Source organism: Streptomyces sp. NPDC052036 (genome assembly GCF_040680495.1).
In the GTDB taxonomy this organism is placed as follows: Bacteria; Actinomycetota; Actinomycetes; order Streptomycetales; family Streptomycetaceae; genus Streptomyces.
Genome location: NZ_JBFAWW010000018.1, coordinates 74,105 through 93,658, shown reverse-complemented (window position 1 = coordinate 93,658; position 19,554 = coordinate 74,105). Strand labels below are relative to the sequence as shown.

The 19,554-nt window shown below is 73.2% G+C and carries 16 protein-coding genes and 1 tRNA gene; 12 read left to right on the top strand and 5 right to left on the bottom strand.

Going from position 1 to position 19,554, the window contains the following annotated elements:
* Positions 1–153 precede the first annotated feature (153 nt).
* The 4 genes from AB0L95_RS24385 to AB0L95_RS24370 all read left to right on the top strand — a co-directional run bounded on the left by AB0L95_RS24385 (position 154) and on the right by AB0L95_RS24370 (position 5,973).
* On the top strand, positions 154–1,047 hold the full coding sequence (locus AB0L95_RS24385; RefSeq protein WP_365164417.1) for an FAD binding domain-containing protein: 894 nt from the start codon (positions 154–156) through the stop codon (positions 1,045–1,047).
* Positions 1,044–2,507, top strand: coding sequence for a 2Fe-2S iron-sulfur cluster-binding protein (locus AB0L95_RS24380; RefSeq protein WP_365164415.1), 1,464 nt, complete (start codon positions 1,044–1,046; stop codon positions 2,505–2,507). Before AB0L95_RS24385 ends, AB0L95_RS24380 begins: the two co-directional genes overlap by 4 nt.
* Positions 2,504–4,822 carry a molybdopterin cofactor-binding domain-containing protein gene (locus tag AB0L95_RS24375; RefSeq protein WP_365164413.1) on the top strand — a complete coding sequence of 773 codons (2,319 nt, stop codon included), beginning with the start codon at positions 2,504–2,506 and terminating at the stop codon, positions 4,820–4,822. Before AB0L95_RS24380 ends, AB0L95_RS24375 begins: the two co-directional genes overlap by 4 nt.
* A gap of 182 nt (positions 4,823–5,004) precedes the next feature.
* Positions 5,005–5,973, top strand: a complete 969-nt coding sequence (locus tag AB0L95_RS24370; RefSeq protein ID WP_365164412.1) for an SUKH-4 family immunity protein — start codon at positions 5,005–5,007, stop codon at positions 5,971–5,973.
* Positions 5,974–5,987: 14 nt separating this feature from the next.
* On the opposite strand, the gene AB0L95_RS24365 is transcribed toward AB0L95_RS24370, so the two are convergent.
* Positions 5,988–6,059, bottom strand: a tRNA-Cys gene (locus AB0L95_RS24365).
* 254 nt (positions 6,060–6,313) lie between these two features.
* Here AB0L95_RS24365 and AB0L95_RS24360 point away from each other — a divergent pair.
* The 3 genes from AB0L95_RS24360 (at position 6,314) to AB0L95_RS24350 (ending at position 10,816) form a co-directional block, all read left to right on the top strand.
* Positions 6,314–7,753 carry an MFS transporter gene (locus tag AB0L95_RS24360; protein ID WP_365164411.1) on the top strand — a complete coding sequence of 480 codons (1,440 nt, stop codon included), beginning with the start codon at positions 6,314–6,316 and terminating at the stop codon, positions 7,751–7,753.
* 182 nt (positions 7,754–7,935) lie between these two features.
* Positions 7,936–9,753, top strand: coding sequence for a DEAD/DEAH box helicase (locus AB0L95_RS24355; protein WP_365164561.1), 1,818 nt, complete (start codon positions 7,936–7,938; stop codon positions 9,751–9,753).
* A gap of 421 nt (positions 9,754–10,174) precedes the next feature.
* Positions 10,175–10,816 (top strand): helix-turn-helix domain-containing protein, encoded by a 642-nt coding sequence (locus AB0L95_RS24350; RefSeq protein WP_365164408.1) that lies wholly within the window; start codon positions 10,175–10,177, stop codon positions 10,814–10,816.
* Positions 10,817–10,829: 13 nt separating this feature from the next.
* On the opposite strand, the gene AB0L95_RS24345 is transcribed toward AB0L95_RS24350, so the two are convergent.
* On the bottom strand, positions 10,830–12,362 hold the full coding sequence (locus AB0L95_RS24345; protein ID WP_365164406.1) for a helix-turn-helix domain-containing protein: 1,533 nt from the start codon (positions 12,360–12,362) through the stop codon (positions 10,830–10,832).
* 103 nt (positions 12,363–12,465) lie between these two features.
* Here AB0L95_RS24345 and AB0L95_RS24340 point away from each other — a divergent pair, with 103 nt between their 5' ends.
* From AB0L95_RS24340 to AB0L95_RS24330, 3 genes are all read left to right on the top strand, one after another.
* Positions 12,466–13,323 carry a chorismate synthase gene (locus AB0L95_RS24340; RefSeq protein WP_365164404.1) on the top strand — a complete coding sequence of 286 codons (858 nt, stop codon included), beginning with the start codon at positions 12,466–12,468 and terminating at the stop codon, positions 13,321–13,323.
* Positions 13,320–14,429: an o-succinylbenzoate synthase gene (gene menC / locus AB0L95_RS24335; protein ID WP_365164401.1), complete on the top strand. Its 1,110-nt coding sequence runs from the start codon at positions 13,320–13,322 to the stop codon at positions 14,427–14,429. The genes AB0L95_RS24340 and menC overlap by 4 nt, the downstream gene beginning before the upstream one ends.
* A 145-nt stretch (positions 14,430–14,574) precedes the next feature.
* Positions 14,575–15,363 carry a S16 family serine protease gene (locus AB0L95_RS24330; RefSeq protein WP_365164399.1) on the top strand — a complete coding sequence of 263 codons (789 nt, stop codon included), beginning with the start codon at positions 14,575–14,577 and terminating at the stop codon, positions 15,361–15,363.
* Between the two features lie 46 nt (positions 15,364–15,409).
* On the opposite strand, the gene AB0L95_RS24325 is transcribed toward AB0L95_RS24330, so the two are convergent.
* Positions 15,410–15,601: a hypothetical protein gene (locus tag AB0L95_RS24325; protein ID WP_365164397.1), complete on the bottom strand. Its 192-nt coding sequence runs from the start codon at positions 15,599–15,601 to the stop codon at positions 15,410–15,412.
* Positions 15,602–15,613: 12 nt separating this feature from the next.
* On the bottom strand, positions 15,614–16,201 hold the full coding sequence (locus AB0L95_RS24320) for a helix-turn-helix domain-containing protein (protein WP_365164394.1): 588 nt from the start codon (positions 16,199–16,201) through the stop codon (positions 15,614–15,616).
* Between the two features lie 264 nt (positions 16,202–16,465).
* Here AB0L95_RS24320 and AB0L95_RS24315 point away from each other — a divergent pair, with 264 nt between their 5' ends.
* Entirely contained in the window at positions 16,466–17,746 is a 1,281-nt protein-coding gene (locus AB0L95_RS24315) for an MFS transporter (RefSeq protein WP_365164392.1), read from the top strand.
* A gap of 51 nt (positions 17,747–17,797) precedes the next feature.
* Here the strand turns inward: AB0L95_RS24315 and AB0L95_RS24310 are convergent, their stop codons facing one another.
* A complete protein-coding gene (locus AB0L95_RS24310; RefSeq protein WP_365164390.1) occupies positions 17,798–18,277 on the bottom strand; it encodes an Lrp/AsnC family transcriptional regulator in 480 nt (159 codons plus the stop codon).
* 122 nt (positions 18,278–18,399) lie between these two features.
* Between AB0L95_RS24310 and hppD the strand changes: the two genes are divergently transcribed.
* Positions 18,400–19,545: a 4-hydroxyphenylpyruvate dioxygenase gene (gene hppD, locus AB0L95_RS24305; RefSeq protein ID WP_365164388.1), complete on the top strand. Its 1,146-nt coding sequence runs from the start codon at positions 18,400–18,402 to the stop codon at positions 19,543–19,545.
* Positions 19,546–19,554 lie beyond the last annotated feature (9 nt).

The window sequence follows — 19,554 nt, the reverse complement described above, 5'->3', positions numbered from 1 at the left end:
CATCTCCCTGGTGGAAGGGGCGAATGCCTCCTAGCGGACCCCCGCGTCGGGGGCCGGGAAAGATGTGCCAGAGTTGCCACGTCCGGCCTGTCAGCACGTACCGTACGGCAACACAGGTGGGACCAGGTGGGGCAGCGGGAAGGGGCAGCCGGTTTGACCACGCACGCACCGCAGGCGGCGCAGGCCGTGACGCTGCCCGCCTCGCTGGACGAGGCCGTGGCGGCCCTTGCCGCCATGCCGGCCGCCGTCCCCGTGGCGGGTGGCACCGATCTGATGGCCGCGGTGAACTCCGGCCAGCTGCGGCCCGCCGCGCTGGTCGGTCTCGGCCGGATCAGCGAGATCCGCGGCTGGCAGTACCAGGACGGCCACGCGCTGCTCGGCGCCGGCCTCACCCACGCGCGCATGGGCCGCCCCGACTTCGCGGCCCTCATCCCCGCCCTCGCTGCGGCCTCGCGCGCCGCCGGGCCACCGCACATCCGCAACGCGGGCACCCTGGGCGGCAACATCGCCTCGGCCGCCCCCACGGGAGACGCGCTCCCGGTACTGGCCGCCCTGGAGGCCACGCTGATCATCGCGGGCCCCGGGGGAGCCCGCCGCGAGATCCCGGTCTCGCATCTGCTCGCCGGAGTGGAGCCGCTGCGCGCGGGCGAACTCATCGGCTACGTGCGCGTACCGCTGCTGCACGCCCCCCAGGTCTTCCTGAAGGCGACCGGGCGCACCGGTCCCGGGCGGGCCGTCGCCTCGGTGGCGCTCGTCCTCGACCCGGCCCGGCGCGGTGTGCGCTGCGCCGTGGGCGCCATAGCGCCCGTGCCGCTGCGCCCCCTGGACGCCGAGCACTGGGTCGCCCAGCTCATCGACTGGGACAACAACCGCGCGATCGTCCCGGAGGCGCTCGCCGCCTTCGGGGAGTACGTCGCCGCGGCCTGCATCCCCGATCCGGCCCCGGCGGAGGACGGCACCGCGCAGCAGCTTCCGCCCGCCGTACTGCACCTGCGGCGCACCGTGGCCGCGCTGGCCCGACGAGCACTGGGGAGGGCACTGTCGTGACCGACGACCGGCACCCGGAGGAGACCCCGCAGGGGGGCACCCACGGTTCCTGGGAGCGACTGCCACAAGGGGACTACGACGACGGGGCCACCGCCTTCGTCCAGCTCCCCGAGGGAGGTATCGACGCCCTCCTCGCCGCTCACAGTCCGCTGGCCGCGCCGGGCCACGGCTATGTGCCGCCGACGTTCGACCCGGCCGCCGCCGAGGGCACCGACCAGGCGGCCCCGGGGACCTGGGCCGCGCCCGCGGAGGGCGCCCACTGGCCCGACCCGAACCAGAACGCCCCGCACGGCACGGGAGACGGGTTCCCGCACCATCCGGGAGGCACCGGGCAGTGGACCTTCGAGGAGACCGCGGCCGCCCGGGAGCACCCCGCGCCCGGGCACGACGTCACCGGTGAGTGGTCGATCCCGGTGGCGGGCGGCGATCTGCCGGACGAGTCGGGCGAGTTCAGCACGTCGGCTCTGGTCGAGCAGTGGGGCGGCACCCCGCCCGCGACGCTCCCGGGCGGTGCGGCCGCCCCCTGGGCGACAGGCACGGCCGGGCACCCCTGGTCCGACAGGACGCACACAGGACCCGACGAGCCGGCCGGACCGGCCGCGCAGACGCCCGGCGAGGGCCCTGGAGAGCCCTCCGGCGGGCCGTACGAGGACGCGAGGACCGGTGGCGCCCCCCGGGCCTTTGAGGCCGCCCAGGAGCCGCAGGCGCCCGCCGACGAGGACGCGGCCCCCGCCGCGGACGCCGTACCGGCCGAGGACCCCGCCGCCGGACCCGGAGCGGCCCCGGCGGCCGAGGCCGGGGAACAGGACCCCGAGCCGCCGTCGGCCCCGCACGACGAACACCCCCTCGTCTCGTACGTCCTGCGGGTGAACGGCTCCGACCGGCCCGTCACCGACGCATGGATCGGGGAGTCGCTGCTGTACGTGCTGCGCGAGCGGCTCGGTCTCGCCGGCGCCAAGGACGGCTGCTCGCAGGGCGAGTGCGGCGCCTGCAACGTCCAGGTCGACGGACGGCTCGTCGCCTCCTGCCTGGTGCCCGCCGTCACCGCCGCGGGCAGCGAGGTCCGCACGGTCGAGGGCCTCGCCGCCGACGGACAGCCCTCGGACGTGCAGCGGGCGCTCGCCCGGTGCGGGGCCGTGCAGTGCGGCTTCTGCATCCCGGGCATGGCGATGACCGTGCACGACCTGCTGGAGGGCAACCCCGCGCCGACCGAACTGGAGGCCCGCCAGGCCCTGTGCGGCAATCTGTGCCGCTGCTCCGGCTACCGGGGCGTCCTGGAGGCCGTCGGGGAGGTCGTCGCCGAGCGCCGGGCGCACGCCGAGGCCGACTCGGCACCGGACGCCGACGAGCCCCGCATTCCGCACCAGGCCGGCCCCGGGGCGGGCGGCGTCCATCCCTCCGCGTTCGACGGCGCGGGCCTGCACGACCACCCGTACGGCCAGGACGGAGGCCAGGCGTGAGCAACGAAGCCGCCACCGCGACCACCGCGGCGGCCGCACCCGCACCCGCACCCGCCCCCGAGCCGCTGCCGCACGGCCTGGGCGCCTCGCTGCCGTCGGCCGACGCCCGTGCCAAGACCGAGGGCACCTTCCCGTACGCGGCCGACCTGTGGGCCGAGGGCCTGCTGTGGGCGGCCGTACTGCGCTCGCCGCACCCGCACGCGCGCATCCTGTCCATCGACGTCAGCCACGCGCGCGAGATGCCCGGCGTGCGGGCCGTCGTCACGCACGAGGACGTGCCCGGCAGCGCCTTCCACGGCCGGGGCGCGGCCGACCGCCCGGTGTTCGCCTCCGAGGTCGTACGCCACCACGGGGAACCCATCGCGGCCGTCGCCGCCGACCACCCCGATACCGCGCGCATGGCCGCCGCCGCGGTCATCGTCGAGTACGAGGTGCTCGACCCGGTCACCGACCCGGAGCAGGCCTTCGAGGCGGAGCCGCTGCACCCCGACGGCAACCTCATCCGGCACATCCCGCTGCGCCACGGAGACCCGGACGCGATGGGCGAGGTCGTCGTGGAGGGCCTGTACCGCATCGGCCGCCAGGACCCCGCCCCGATCGGCGCGGAGGCCGGTCTCGCGGTCCCCCGGCCCGACGGCGGGGTCGAGCTGTACATCGCCTCCACCGACCCGCACGCCGACCGCGACCGGGCCGCGGCGGTCTACGGTCTGGAGCCGGAGCGGGTGAAGGTCGTGGTCACCGGGGTGCCCGGCGCCACCGCCGACCGCGAGGACCAGAGCTTCCAGCTCCCGCTCGGCCTGCTCGCCCTGAGAACCGGCTGCCCGGTGAAGCTGGCCGCGACCCGCGAGGAGTCGTTCCTCGGCCACTCCCACCGCCATCCCACCCTCCTGCGCTACCGTCACCACGCGGACGCCGAGGGCAGGCTCGTGAAGGTCGAGGCGCAGATCCTTCTGGACGCGGGCGCCTACGCGGACACCTCCTCGGAGGTGCTGGCCGCCGCCGTGTCCTTCGCCTGCGGCCCCTACGTCGTCCCGAACGCCTTCATCGAGGGCTGGGCCGTACGCACCAACAACCCGCCGTCGGGCCATGTGCGCGGCGAGGGCGCGATGCAGGTGTGCGCGGCCTACGAGGCGCAGATGGACAAGCTCGCCAAGAAGCTCGGCGCCGACCCGGCGGAGCTGCGGCTGCGCAACGTCATGGCGACGGGCGACGCCCTGCCGACGGGCCAGACCGTGACCTGCCCGGCACCGGTGGCCGAACTGCTGGAGGCGGTACGGGACCACCCGCTGCCGACGCTCCCCAAGGACACCCCCGAGGAGGACTGGCTGCTGCCGGGCGGCCCCGAGGGCGCGGGCGAACCCGGCGCGGTGCGCCGCGGTGTCGGCTACGGCCTCGGCATGGTGCACATGCTCGGCGTGGAGGGCGCCGACGAGGTGGCCACGGCGACGGTGAAGGTCCACGACGGCGTCGCGACCGTGCTGTGCTCGGCCGTCGAGACCGGTCAGGGCTTCACCACACTGGCCCGGCAGATCGTCCAGGAGACCCTGGGGATCGACGAGGTCCACGTGGCCCCGGTCGACACGGACCAGCCGCCCGCCGGAGCCGGCTGCCGCGGCCGCCACACCTGGGTGTCGGGCGGAGCGGTGGAACGTGCCGCCAAGATGGTCCGCACCCAGTTGCTGCAACCCCTGGCGCACAAGTTCGGCATGTCCACCGAACTGCTCCAGATCGCCGACGGCAAGATCACCTCGTACGACGGCGTGCTGTCGACCACGGTCACCGAGGCGATGGACGGCAAGGAGCTGTGGGCCACGGCGCAGTGCCGCCCGCACCCGACGGAGCCGCTGGACGAGACGGGCCAGGGCGACGCCTTCGTGGGGCTCGCGTTCTGCGCGATCCGCGCCGTGGTGGACGTGGACATCGAGATCGGTTCGGTACGGGTGGTGGAACTGGCCCTCGCCCAGGACGTGGGCCGGGTGCTGAACCCGGCGCAGCTCGCCGCGCGCGTGGAGGCCGGGGTCACCCAGGGCGTGGGTATCGCGCTCACCGAGAACCTGCGCACGGCCCGCGGCCTGATCCGCCACCCCGACCTGACGGGCTACTCCCTTCCCACGGCCCTGGACGCCCCCGACATCCGGATCGTCAAGCTGGTCGAGGAACGCGACGTGGTCGCGCCGTTCGGCGCCAAGTCGGTCAGCGCGGTGCCCGTGGTGACGTCCCCGGCGGCGATCGCCGCCGCGGTGCGCGCGGCGACGGGCCGCCCGGTCAACCGGCTGCCGATCCGGCCGCAGGCGGCGGTGGTGACGGCTCAGTGAACGACGGAGGCCGCCCCGGTCGGCGTCCTCCTGACCTGACGTCCTCCTGACCTGGCGATTTCCCGCGTCCCGGGCGTTGTCAGTGGGGCGGCGTAGGGTTCTTCGCGTTGGGGGAGAGCCGCCTGGCGGGAGCATGTGTCCTGTCCGCGGACGCTCTGGGCACGACACACGCGGGGGAAGCAATGAGCACGACCGAAGCCGGTGGCGTGATCACGCTGACCGAGGCGGACCTGGATCCGTGTGTGACGCACACGGGGACGCGGCACCCGCTGACCGGAGCCCTGCGCGGACAGCCCGCGCTGTGCCGGGTCGCCGAGCTGGTCGACGACGCGGAGAGGCTGGCCGCGGAGCTGCGCGACCAGCTGGTCATGGGGTCGCTGCGCACCCTCGACCGCGACCTGGAGCGCCTGCTGCTCGACGGCGCCACGGGCCGGGTCGCCACGACGCGTGCCTTCCCGGGTCGCCCCGGCCCGATGGATCTCTCCCCGCTCGCCCCCTCCCTGGAGGCGCTGCTGCGATTCGCGGCGGCGACGGACGAACTCACCGGGCCCCGCGGCCGGTACGCCCCGCGCGGACACGGTCCGCAGGCGCTGACTCCGGTGTGGGCCGAGACCGCCGGGGAGGATCCCGCTTCCTACTGGCGGACGGCCGCGCTGATCCGCCCGCTGGCCCGGATCGCCCGGCCCGGCGCGGGGCTCCGGCTGGGCCTTCCGCCGCGTCTCCTGGAGGAGGAGTTCGGCTCGGCCGCGATCGTGCGCTTCGAGGACGTCGACTTCCCCGGCACGCTCACGCACGAGCCGACCCGCCGCTTCCTGAGCGAGACGGGCCTGCCGGAGCACGGCTACTGGTACGAGCTGGACACGGACGTGCCCCTGCCGACCCTGGCCGAGTACTGCGCACAGGAGGACGGCACCCCCGCGGACCGGCTCCCCGAGGATGCGGACCGCCTGATACGCCTCGGTCGTCTGCCAAAGGACACGAGCCTGGTCGTCGACGGCGCCACCGGGGAGGTGCTGTGCTGGAGCGAGCCCGACGCGACCCTGCACCCCCTGAACGCGGACGTCTCCACGCTGGCGTTCACGGTCTGGCTGGTCCACCGGGAGAAGACGCTCGACACGAAGCACGACGCCGTGACCGAGTACACCTCGTGACCGAGTACGACTAGAGACCGTGGCGGGAATCGAACCCGCGTAACTCGCTTTGCAGGCGAGTCCCTGAACCACTCGGGCACACGGTCGGGATCCGGTACGGAGCGGCTTGCGCGTGTTCCGGACCGACACAGGGACCGTAGGGTTCGGGAGCCGGCGGGCTCAAGGGGAGCGCGGGCGCTGCAACGGGACTGCCATACGCCGCAACGGGACAGCCATATGCCGCAATGGGGCTGCCACACGCCGTTCATGAACCGAGCCGGGCGGCCCTAGGACCAAGGTCCCAGGCGATCAGCGACTCGGGACAGGAGCCAATGTGCTCCGAGCCCCTTACGCTGACCGCATGACAGCCCTGGAACCCCGCGACACCGCCGTCGCCCCTTCCGTCCCGCCGGTCGACTCCGTCGGCGTGCTGAGCGGGCCGTACCGGGCGCTCAGTGTCGGCATCGTCTCGGTCGTCGTGCTCATCGCCTTCGAGGCGACGGCCGTCGGCACCGCGATGCCGGTCGCGGCACGGGAGCTGGACGGGCTGTCGCTGTACGCCTTCGCGTTCTCCGGGTATTTCACCACCAGCCTCCTGGGCATGGTGCTCGCGGGCCAGTGGTCGGACCGCAACGGCCCCCTCACCTCGCTGACCTGGGGTATCGCCGCGTTCGCCGCCGGTTTGCTGCTGTCCGGCACGGCCGGGGCGATGTGGCTGTTCATCGTGGGGCGGGCGGTTCAGGGGCTCGGCGGCGGCCTGGTCATCGTCGCCCTGTACGTCGTGGTCGGCCGCGCCTACCCGGAGCGCCTGCGACCGGCGATCATGGCCGCGTTCGCGGCGGGCTGGGTGGTGCCGACGGTGGTCGGCCCGCTGGCCGCGGGCGCGGTGACCGAACAGCTCGGCTGGCGCTGGGTGTTCATCGGCATCCCGGTGCTGGTGGTGTTCCCCCTGGCCCTCGCCCTGCCGCAGATACGGCGCCGGGCGGGCGGCCCAGCGAAGGAGGCCGTCGCCGCCCCCTTCGACGCCCGCCGTATCCGTCTCGCGTTCGGTGTCTCGTTCGGCGCCGGGCTTCTGCAGTACGCCGCCCAGGACCTGAGCTGGGTCTCGTTCGTCCCCGGCGTCGCGGGCGCCGCGCTGCTCGTACCGGCGGCCCTCCGACTGCTTCCCCGCGGCACCTACCGGGCGGCGCGCGGACTGCCGTCCGTGGTGCTGCTGCGGGGAGTGGCGGCGGGCGCCTTCGTCTCGGCGGAGAGCTTCATCCCGCTCATGCTCGTCACCCAGCGCGGGCTGTCGCCGACGCTGGCCGGGTTCTCCCTCGCGGCGAGCGGCGGAAGCTGGGCACTCGGGTCGTATCTCCAGTCGAGGCCGCGCCTGGAGGCGTACCGGGACCGGCTGATGACCCTCGGCATGATCGTGGTCGCGCTCGCGATCGTGACGGCGCCGAGTGTGCTGGTGCACGCCGTGCCGGTGTGGATCGTCGCCGTCGCCTGGGGCTTCGGCTGCTTCGGCATGGGCCTGGTGATCTCCTCGACCAGCGTGCTGCTGCTGAAGCTGTCGCGCCCCGAGGAGGCGGGCGCCAACTCGGCCGCCCTGCAGATCTCCGACGGTCTCTCCAACGTCGTCCTGCTCGCCGCGGGCGGCGCCGCGTTCGCCGCGCTCGGCGGCGGCACGGTCGCCCCCACGGCCGCCGGGACGGCCTCCGGCGGCTCCCACCCGGCCGCCTTCGCCGCGGTGTTCCTGCCGATGGCGGTGGTCGCCCTGGTGGGGGCCTGGGTGACGACCCGGCTGCACGAACGGTGATCCTCCGGGGCCGTACTCCGTGATCTGTGACCCCTGTCGCACCATGGCCGGATGCGGCGCCGTCGGCCCCGGGAGCGGGTGAGCACACCGGTAGGGTGGCCCGGTTGTCATACGTAGCCGAGCCGCCCCAGACCCCCATCGAACCGGAGACCGTGACTACCTCCCGCCCGACAGCCGCCACCCTGGACGGTGAGCCGTCCAGGCCCGCCACCGCTTCAGCCACCGGCTCCTCGCACCACCTCTCGCCCGCCTTCCCGGGCCGCGCACCCTGGGGTACCGCCAGCAAGCTGCGTGCCTGGCAGCAGGGTGCGATGGAGAAGTACGTCCAGGAGCAGCCGCGTGACTTCCTCGCCGTCGCCACGCCCGGCGCCGGCAAGACGACCTTCGCGCTGACGCTCGCGTCCTGGCTGCTGCACCACCACGTCGTGCAGCAGGTGACCGTGGTCGCGCCGACCGAGCATCTGAAGAAGCAGTGGGCGGAGGCGGCCGCGCGGATCGGGATCAAGCTCGACCCCGAGTACAGCGCGGGACCGCTCAGCCGGGAGTACCACGGGGTCGCCGTCACCTATGCGGGCGTCGGCGTCCGGCCCATGCTGCACCGCAACCGCGTCGAGCAGCGCAAGACGCTCGTCATCCTCGACGAGATCCACCACGCCGGCGACTCCAAGTCGTGGGGCGAGGCGTGTCTGGAGGCGTTCGAACCCGCGACCCGTCGGCTCGCCCTGACCGGTACGCCGTTCCGGTCCGACACCAACCCCATCCCGTTCGTGGCGTACGAGGAGGGGAACGACGGGATCCGGCGGTCCGCCGCCGACTACACGTACGGATACGGGTCCGCGCTCGCCGACGGGGTCGTGCGGCCGGTCATCTTCCTCTCCTACAGCGGCAACATGCGCTGGCGCACCAAGGCGGGCGACGAGATCGCGGCCCGGCTCGGCGAGCCCATGACCAAGGACGCCGTCAGCCAGGCCTGGCGCACCGCCCTCGATCCGCGCGGCGACTGGATGCCGAGCGTGCTGCGCGCCGCCGACCAGCGGCTCACCGAGGTCCGCAAGGCCATCCCGGACGCGGGGGCCCTCGTCATCGCCTCCGACCAGGACTCGGCCCGCGCCTACGCGAAGCTCATCCGGGACATCACCGGGCACAAGGCGACCCTCGTGCTCTCCGACGACGCGGGAGCCTCCGACCGCATCGACGAGTTCAGCGGCAACGACGACCGCTGGATGGTCGCGGTCCGTATGGTGTCCGAGGGCGTCGACGTGCCGCGGCTCGCGGTCGGGGTGTATGCGACCACCATCTCCACCCCGCTCTTCTTCGCCCAGGCCGTGGGCCGTTTCGTACGGTCCCGGCGCCGCGGCGAGACCGCCTCCGTCTTCCTTCCCACGGTCCCCGACCTGCTCACCTTCGCCAACGAGATGGAGCGGGAACGCGACCACGTCCTCGACAAGCCGAAGAAGGACGGCGAGGAGGACCCGTACGCCGAGTCCGAGAAGGAGATGGAGGAGGCCAACCGGGAGCAGGACGAGGACACAGGCGAGCAGGACATGCTGCCGTTCGAGGCGCTGGAGTCCGACGCCGTCTTCGACCGGGTCATGTACAACGGCGCCGAGTTCGGCATGCAGGCCCACCCGGGCAGCGAGGAGGAGCAGGACTACCTCGGGATCCCGGGCCTCCTGGAGCCGGAGCAGGTCCAGTTGCTGTTGCAGAAGCGGCAGGCCCGGCAGATCGCGCACAGCCGCAAGAAGCCGGACACGGACGCGGATCTGCTCGAACTGCCCGCCGAACGGCGCCCGGTGGTCACCCACAAGGAGCTGCTGGAACTGCGCAAGCAGCTCAACACGTTGGTTGGCGCGTACGTCCACCAGAGCGGCAAGCCGCACGGCGTGATCCACACCGAACTGCGCCGGGTGTGCGGCGGCCCGCCGAGCGCCGAATGCACCGCGGGCCAGCTGCGCCAGCGGATCGCCAAGGTCCAGGAGTGGGCCACGCGGATGCGGTGAGCTGACGCGGTGCCGGGTTCCGGTGCCGGGGCGCCCGGCACCGGAACCCTTCGCCTTCGCGTACGTCCCGCCGTAGGCCGCACGCCGTGCGCATCTCGCGGAAGACCGAGCGCATCTCGCTGAAGACCGCGCGCATCAGGTCGCGAGTCGCTCATATACCACCGTAAAAGGAACCGATGCGTACCGGCCGTCGATCGGATTCTGGACAGAGCCTTCCGCTCAGCGAACCGTGTCGCTACTGTCCCGCTACGCACACGCCCCGTGGCAGCGCCGCCGCGGAGCGCAGCCGTGAAGCGACCGAGCCCGGGGGCCGCCCGGGCCGCCGGCCGATCGGCGGCCTCTGAAGCGCGTCGCCGAACGGGACTCGGTGACGCATCCGCCGCGAGGGGGCCGCCGTCCTCACCACTAAGGAGTGGGCGTCGTGACCGCGGAGACCTCCCAGACGCTGGACCGGGGCCTCAGAGTCCTCAAGCTGTTGGCCGACACGGACCACGGGCTGACGGTCACCGAGCTGTCCACCCGGCTGGGCGTCAACCGGACCGTGGTGTACCGGCTGTTGGCCACGCTGGAGCAGCACTCCCTGGTCCGCCGCGACCTGGGGGGCCGCGCCCGGGTCGGGCTCGGTGTGCTGCGCCTCGGCCGCCAGGTGCACCCCCTCGTACGGGAGGCCGCGATGCCCGCACTGCGAGCCCTCGCCGAGGACATCGGCGCGACCGCGCACCTCACCCTGGTCGACGGCGCGGAGGCGCTGGCCGTCGCCGTGGTCGAGCCGTCCTGGACCGACTACCACGTGGCGTACCGGGCCGGTTTCCGGCATCCGCTCGACCGGGGAGCCGCAGGCAGGGCCATACTCGCCGCCCGCCGGCAGCAACTCCCCGAGACCGGCTACACGCTGACCCACGGGGAGTTGGAGACGGGCGCGAGCGGGGCGGCGGCACCGCTGCTCGGGGTGAACGGGGTCGAGGGCAGCGTGGGGGTCGTCATGCTGTCGGACACGGTGCCGGAGCGGGTGGGTCCGCGGGTGGTGGACGCGGCGCGGGAGGTGGCGGAGGCGCTGCGCTGACGGGGGGGGCGGATCAGCCGCCCAGAACCCTCAACTGGAGCCACAGCACCAGCCGTTCGTCCGGATCGCGCACATCGACGCCGAGCTGCCGGTGGATCTGCCGGAGGCGGTAGCGGCAGGTGTTGGGGTGCACCCCCAGCCGCTCGGCCGCGCCCGCCATGTCGCAGCCGGCCTCGAACCACGCCAGCAGGGTGTGCGCATGGGCGGTGCCGTGCGCGGCGTCGTGGTCCAGGACCGCCCGCCACGCCCCGGCGCTCAACTCCCGGCTGTCCCGCATCACTTCGGCCAGCCGCAGCAGGGTGATCCGCGGCCGTACCTCGGTCACGCACGCCACCGGCAGCTCCGGTCCGAGCACGCGCAGAACCAGGTCCGCGTCCGCCCGGGACTCCGGCGCGCCCGCGAGCGAGGGCACCACCTCACCGAGCCCGGCTCGTACCGGCACCCGCAGTGCCTGTCCGGCCCGCCGCACGATGTCGTCGGCCAGCCGCCGGTGCCGCTGCGCGCGGTCGCCGGACGCGGGCAGCAGCGCGTACACGACCCCGTCGACGAGTACGCACGCGTGCCGCCCGTAACGGGCCTCGCACTGCAGGCGTACGAGATCCAGCAGCCGCAGCGCGGTCTGTTCGCCGTCCGGCGCGGACGCCGGGGAGGCCGGTACGAACGCGGCGACCCGTACCGTGTCGAGGCCGAGCCGGTGCCCGGCCGCGGCCGGGTCGGCGGTGCCGTCGAGGAGCCGGCGCAGCAGATCGCCGTCCTGGTGCCGGGCCAGATCCCGCGCGGCGCGCGCCCGCAGCAGGAGCAGCGCTGCCGTGGACGCGCCCCGCGCCAGCGCCTCCTCGGCGTCGGGCGCGAGCCGGCCGTCGTCCACGACCCAGAGCGAGCCGAGGGTCTCGCCCCCGGCGCGGACGGCGGCCGCGAGCCGGGGCAGCGCGCCCGCGAGCGCCGGGAGCCGCACCGGGCCCCGTGCCGCGAAGACCGTCCGGTACTGTTCGGTGTTCGCCGGGCTGCCCGGCACCCGCAGCCCCAGGATTCCCTGGCGGCGATCCTCGTCCGTGGCCTGTCCCGGCACCGTGGAGTAGGCGAGGATCCGCTGCCCCGGATCCTCGATCGTCGTGGCCCCGCCGACCGCCGCGGCCACCGCGTCGGCCAGCGCGAACAGCTCCCCGCGGGCGTCCCCGCCGCCGGTCGCCGGGCGGGCGCCGAGCGCCGACGCGAGCAGCAGGTGCACCTGGTGCCAGGCCGCGTCCTCGTCGACCGAGAGCAGGGCGATCCCGGCCGCCTCGGCCTCGGCGACCGGCCCGTCCGTGCCGCGTACGACGACACCGGTCATCCCCGCCGCCGCGGCGGCCCGGGTCAGCGGCCCGGCGTCCGCGCCCGGCACGCCCACCGCGAGCAGCAGGGCGCCGGGCGCCCGGGGGAGCGGGGCATGGGCGTCGTACAGCAGCGCCTCGGTGACCGGCGCCGACAGCCCGGTGGGGGCGGCGCGCAGCCGTACGGAGGGCTCGCCGACCACGTCCAGCAGATCGCCGAGAGTGCCGACGTCCAAGGGGTCACTTCCTTCGTATGTTGGCTGATCCCCTCACGAACGTACGCACTCTTTGGCCGCCCGTACAACGCGAGGGGGAGTCGCGGGCCCCGAGACTCGATCCATGACTGCAGAGACGGACTCGACGGATCCGACGGACCTGTCCGTGGCCCAGGAGCGGGCGGCCCGGCTCGCGGAGGAGTCCGCTCGTGCCGCGGGCGTCCGCCTCCGTACCGTCGAGGGCGTGGCCCCTCTCGCCGCCGTGGCCGACTACTTCAGCGACGTCTGGCGCACGCCCCGCAGCTCCCCGCCGCTGCCGGCCGAGGTGCTGCACAGCGTGGTGCACGCGGGCGGGGCCGTGCACGCCGCGTACACCGCCGACGGGGGCCGGCTCGCCGGGGCCTGCGCCGCGGTCTTCGGGCCGCCGGCCGAGGCGGACGCGTACTCCCTGCTGGCGGCGGCCGACCCGGGCCTCGGCCCCGTGGTGAAGCAGGCGCAGCGCGCCTGGCTGCTGGGGCGCGGCGCCCGCACCCTGCGCTGGACCTTCGACCCGCTGGTCGCCCGCAACGCCCGCTTCAACCTGGTGAAGCTGGGCGCGACCGGCACGGAGTACCTGGTCGACTTCTACGGTCCGATGGCCGACGGTGTGAACGACGGCGACGAGAGCGACCGGCTCACGGTGACCTGGAACCTGGTGGCACCTCGCCGGCCGCCCGCACCCGCCACCGTTCGAACGGCGGAGACCTCCACGGCCCCCGACGGCGGACCACTCGCCCGCCGTTCCCTGGACGACCGGACCCTGTGGTGCCGCGTCCCCCATGACGTGGTCGCCCTGCGCGCCACCGACCCGGCGCTCGCGCTGCGCTGGCGGCACGCCGTCCGCGAGGTGTTCACCAAGGCCTTCGCCGAGGGGTTCACGGCCACCGCCATGTCCCGGGACGGCTGGTACACGCTCACCCGCGAGGAGGTGGCCCCGGCATGAGACTGGAACGCGTCGAGATCGTCCATGTGGCGATCCCGCTCGTCACCCCGTTCCGCACCTCCTTCGGGACCATGACCACGAAGGACACCTTCCTGCTCCATGTCGTCACCGACGCAGCCGAGGGCTGGTCGGAGTTCGCGGGCGATCCCGAACCGCGGTACTGCTCCGAGTTCGTGGCCGGCGCGGAGATCGTCCTGCGTGAGTTCCTGCTGCCGCGCGCCGCCGCGCTGCCGCACCTCACCACGGCCGCGCTGGCCCCGGCCACGGCGGGGATCAAAGGACACGAGCTGGCGAAGGCGGCCCTGGAGACGGCGGTCCTGGACGCGGAGCTGCGCGCGTACGGCATGTCGCTCGCGACCTGTCTGGGCGCGGTACGGGACCGGGTGCCGGCCGGGGTGTCGGTCGGCATCAAGGACTCGGTACCCCGACTGCTGGACGACGTCGAACGCTACCTGGCCGAGGGGTATGTGCGGATCAAGCTGAAGATCGAACCGGGCTGGGACGTGGAGCCCGTACGGGCCGTCCGTGAGCGTTTCGGGGAGGCGCTGCCCCTCCAGGTCGACGCGAACACGGCGTACACGCTCGCCGACACCGAACACCTGCGCAGGCTGGACGAGTTCGGGCTGCTGCTGATCGAGGAGCCGCTGGAGGAGAACAACCTGCACGCCCACGCCCTGCTCCAGCGGCGGATCACCACACCCGTCTGTCTGGACGAGTCCCTGCACTCCGCCCGCGACACCGCTTCCGCGATCGCGCTGGACGCCTGCCGGGTCGTGAACGTGAAGCCCGCGCGGGTCGGCGGCTATCTGGAGGCCCGCCGTGTGCACGACGTGGCGCGAGCGCACGGGGTGCCGGTGTGGTGCGGCGGCATGCTGGAGACGGGCATCGGCCGCGCACCCAATCTGGCCCTGGCCGCCCTGCCGGGCTTCACTCTCCCCGGCGACACCTCGGCGTCCGCCCGCTACTTCGCCGAGGACATCACCGAGCCGTTCGTGCTCCAGGACGGCCATCTGCCGGTGCCCTCGGCACCCGGGATCGGCATCGCACCCCTCCCGGAGGCACTACGGCGCTTCACCACGGACCGAAGGGACCTCTACCCCGGCTGACCCGCGGCTGACGCACGACCGACCGCTGGCCGGACCCGCCTGCGGCCGCCCTGGCCGCCACCCGGGCCAACCCGCCCACAGGCATGATCGCCGCCCGGTCCGACCGGCACGTGGCCGGGACACGTCCTCGCGTTAGATTGATCCCGTGCTCTCTCGCCTCTCCCGCCCCAAGGCCGTCGCCGTCTGCGCCCTTCCCGTCGTGGCCTTGCTCGCCACGGCGGTGTTCGCGCCGCTGCCGTTCGCCGTGGCGCAGCCCGGCATGACGGCGAACGTCCTCGGCGAGAACAAGGGCGCCCCCGTGATCACGGTCAGCGGGGCACCCATGCGCACGACGACGGGCCAGCTGCGGATGACGACGATCGAGGCGACCGGCCCCGACGCGTCCGTCTCGCTCGGCGATGTGATCGACGGCTGGTTCCGCACGGACCGCTCGGTCCTGCCGCGCGACGCGGTGTACCCGAGCGGCAACAACGTCGAGGAGATCGAGCGGCACAACGCCGAGCAGATGCAGCAGTCCCAGGACGCGGCCAGCCGAGCGGCACTGAAGTACCTGCACGTCAGCGACAAGGACGTCAAGGTCACGCTGAAGCTCGCGGACGTCGGCGGCCCCAGCGCGGGTCTGCTGTTCAGCCTCGGGGTCATCGACAAGCTGGAGGGCGACGGCGCCGGCGGCGACCTCACGGGCGGCCGCACCATCGCCGGTACGGGCACGATCGACGCGACCGGCAATGTGGGCGCGGTCGGCGGGGTCGCCCTCAAGGTGCAGGCCGCCCGCCGTGACGGCGCGACGGTCTTCCTGGTCCCGAAGGAGGAGTGCACCGACGCGCGGGCGGAACTCCCCAAGGGCCTGCGCCTGGTCCCGGTGACCACCCTGAACGGGGCGGTCGCGTCGCTGATGGCCCTGGAGAAGGGCAAGTCGGTACCGAGCTGCTAGCGCTGCGACCGGAAAGGTTCACCGGCAAACCTTCCCGGCCACAGCACTAGACCTGCGGGACGGCGACGCTCCGGGGTGGGGAGGCGAGTCGCAGCCCGACCTCGACGAGGGTCCAGCCGAGGCGTACCCGCAGGTCCCGGGGCGGCCTGGCGTCAAGGGCGCGCCCCTGGGCGTGTGCCCGGGCGTGGAGTTCGGTGGCGTGGGCGCGGTGCAGTGCGAGGTGGATCTCGGGGTGCATCGGCGGTGCCTCTCAGTCCGTGGCGAGGGGGAAGGCGTGCGTGTGGATGCGGACCGTCTCCGCGTCAGGGGCGTCCTCGGCGGCGGGCAGGTCGCGGTAGCTGTCCACGAGTGCGTGCAGTTTCCCGACGAGTTCCCGGGTGAGTTCCGGGGTCAGTCGTAGGGTCATGCTGCTCATGTCCGTGCTGCGGCCCCACTGCTCGGACCACTCGTGCCGGGAGCCGAGCCAGGTCGACACCTCCCGTGCATGGCTCGTGGCGAGCTCGTGGAGATAGAAGTCGGCCGCGCCCCGGACGGCCGGGTTGGCGTCCTCGAGCAGATCGTCGTCGAAGCGCAGGCCCTGAACGGCCGCCCTCCACCACCGCTCGCGCCCCTTGCCCTGCTCCGGGGCGTCTTCGACGAAGCCGTGCGCCGCGAGCTGACGCAGGTGGTAGCTGGTGGCGCCGCTCGACTCGCCCAGCCTCGCCGCGAGTTGGGACGCGGTGGCGGGGCCGCCGAAGCGCAGGGCGTCCAGCAGGCGCATGCGCAGCGGATGGGCGAGCCCGCGCAGTGAACGGGCGTCGAGCTGATGGATACGACGGTCGTCGGGCTGCTCGGACATGAGTACAAAGATAGTGTTGCAAAGAAAACCTTGCAACGGTTTCTTTGCAAGGATCACTTTGCATGCCGGGCGGCGCTCCCCGTCTGTCAGGGGTGCTCCCCGGGACTCTTCAGGAGGCTCCTGTTCCGCTATGTTGTTACCGCTCCGTAGTTCACACCTCAACCAGGCATCGCGGCCCCATTCGTGGCATGTGCATGCCCGAAATGGCCCGGGACGCCGCGCCGCGCCCCTTTCGCGCCCCCGCTACCGAAAGCCCCCCACTCCGTGACCGTCTCTCTTTACGAGGTCCGACCGGCCGGTCGGCATGCGGCAGTGCCCACAGGCAGTCTGTTCCGGCGGGTCTACGCACCGCGCGCCTGCGACGCGCTCGCCTACTCCATGGCGACCTACGCCATGCCGCTCGTGGTGCTGGCGACCACCGGTTCCGCGTCCCTGACGGGTCTGGCGTTCGCGCTGGAGTGGATACCCCGGGTCGCCGCGTTCAGCTTCGCCGGCGCGCTGGTGGACCGGAGCGGCGCGGCCATCGTGTGCTTCCTCGCCTCGCTCCTGCGGGCCCTGCTGGTGGCGGGCGCCGGTGTCGTCCTGACCATGCTGCCCCCGGGGACGGCCGAGACCGTGACCGTCATGGCGCTGGCCGCCGTGACCGGTGCCCTCACCCAGTTCAGCTTCATCGCCAACGAGGCGGTCGGCGCCATCGTCAGCCGCCGGGCCGAAGGGCAGTCCCACAAGGTGCAGTCGGTGCTGATCGGCATCGACCAGACGGCCACCCTCATCGGCCCGGCCCTCGGCGGCGTCCTGCTGCTGACCGGACCGACCCGCATGCTCGCCTGTCTGAGCGTGCTGTCCTTCCTGTCGGCCGGGCTCGCCCTCCAGACCCCGCCCACTCCCCTGCGCGCCGGGCGCGGCGGCGGACAGGGGACGGGCGGAGGCATGCGGGAAGGATGGAGCACCCTGCGGTCGCTCCCGTCCCTGCGGCGGCTCGTGATCGGGCTGGCCTTCTCCAATCTCGCGCTCGGTCTGCTGCAGTCGGCGAGCCCCGTCCTCGTGGAGGGCCGCTTCGGCCGTTCCCCGGCCGCCGTCGGCACGCTCTGGTCGGTGGCCGCCGCCGCCACCCTGGTCGTGGTCACCTGCTGCCGGTTCGCGCTGAACCGGGCGGGCCTGTGGGGGGTCGGCGTCATCAGCGGGACGGTCGCGGCCGCCGCCTGCCTCGCCGTGCCCTGGGCCCCCTCGTACGCCGGCTACGCGGCCCTCGTGGCCCTCTTCATGGCCGCGGACGGAGGACTCACCGTCGTCCTGCGCACCCTGCGGTCGCTGATCATCCCGCCCGCGGCCTTCGGTACGACGCTCTCCCTGACCATCCTGATCCTGCTGCTGCCCTTCCCGGTGGCGGGCGTCGTGCTCGCCCTCACCCCGCCGCCGTATCTGACCGACGTCATGGGCGCATGCGCCGTGGTGCAGGCCCTGACCCTGCTGGTCACCTTCGTACGACTGCGCCATGACCCGGTGCTGCGCGCCACCGCGAACCCGGTCCCTCGCGAGGCCTGACGAGGAGGCCTGCCCGCGCCGTCCGGCAGCAGCAGCCGTCGGCCCGCCCGGTCAGGCCCGCTCCTGGTCCTGCGCCGCCTGTTCCACCAGGGGGATGACCCGCAGCGGAACCGGGTTCTCCATGACGATCGCCGTCGAGGCGCGCACGATTCCCTCGAAGCCCACCACCCGGTCGATCACCCGCTGGAGATCGGCGTTCGAGCGGGCCACCAGCCGGCACAGCATGTCACCGCTGCCGGTGGTGGTGTGCAGTTCCAGGACCTCGGGCACGGTCGTCAGATGGGCCCGTACGTCCGGGCCCTGGCCCTGGCGGATCTGCAGCGTCGCGAACGCCGTGACGGGATAGCCGAGCGCGGCCGGGTCCACCTCCGGCCCGAAGCCGCGGATCACCCCCTGTGACTGGAGACGGTCCAGCCGCGCCTGGACCGTGCCGCGGGCGACGCCGAGCCGCCGGGACATCTCCAGCACCCCGACGCGCGGCTCGCGCGCCAGCAACACGATGAGCCGGGCGTCCAGATGATCGATCGCCACACCGCACTCCCTGATGGTCATCCTGTACAGAACGCCCGGCGATCCGGGCCTTTCACTGGGCAGAATGCCCAGGCAATACGCAAACTATTGCGCACCTTGCGGAGAGGGGTGAGGCTGCGGACATGACGCAGACCACACACCACACCCCGGACACCGCGCGTGAGGCAGACCCCTTCCCGGTGAAGGGAATGGACGCGGTCGTCTTCGCCGTGGGCAACGCCAAGCAGGCCGCGCACTACTACTCCACCGCCTTCGGAATGCGGCTCGTGGCCTACTCCGGACCGGAGACCGGCAGCCGCGAGACCGCCTCGTACGTCCTGGAGAACGGCTCCGCCCGTTTCGTCTTCACCTCGGTCGTCAAGCCCGCCACCGACTGGGGCCGCTTCCTCGCCCGGCACGTGGCCGAGCACGGCGACGGCGTGGTCGACCTCGCCATCGAGGTCCCGGACGCGCGCGCGGCGTACGCGTACGCGATCGAGCACGGCGCCGCCTCGGTCGCCGAGCCGTACGAGACGAAGGACGAGCACGGCACCGTCGTCCTGGCCGCGATCGCCACCTACGGCGAGACCCGCCACACCCTGGTCGAGCGCACCGGCTACGACGGCCCCTACCTCCCCGGCTACGCCGCCGCCGACCCGATCGTCGAGCCGCCGGCCCACCGCACCTTCCAGGCGATCGACCACTGCGTCGGCAACGTCGAACTCGGCCACATGAACGAGTGGGTCGAGTTCTACAACAAGGTCATGGGCTTCACGAACATGAAGGAGTTCGTGGGCGACGACATCGCGACCGAGTACAGCGCGCTGATGTCGAAGGTCGTGGCCGACGGGACGCTCAAGGTCAAGTTCCCGATCAACGAGCCCGCGATCGCCAAGAAGAAGTCCCAGATCGACGAGTACCTGGAGTTCTACGGCGGCCCCGGCGTCCAGCACATCGCGCTCAACACGAACGACATCGTGCGCACGGTCCGCACGATGCGCGAGGCGGGCGTGCAGTTCCTCGACACCCCGGACTCGTACTACGACACCCTCGGCGAGTGGGTCGGCGACACCCGCGTCCCCGTCGAGACCCTGCGCGAGCTGAAGATCCTCGCCGACCGTGACGAGGACGGCTATCTGCTGCAGATCTTCACCAAGCCGGTCCAGGACCGTCCGACCGTGTTCTTCGAGATCATCGAGCGGCACGGCTCGATGGGCTTCGGCAAGGGCAACTTCAAGGCCCTGTTCGAGGCGATCGAGCGCGAGCAGGAGAAGCGCGGAAACCTGTGACCCGCCCAC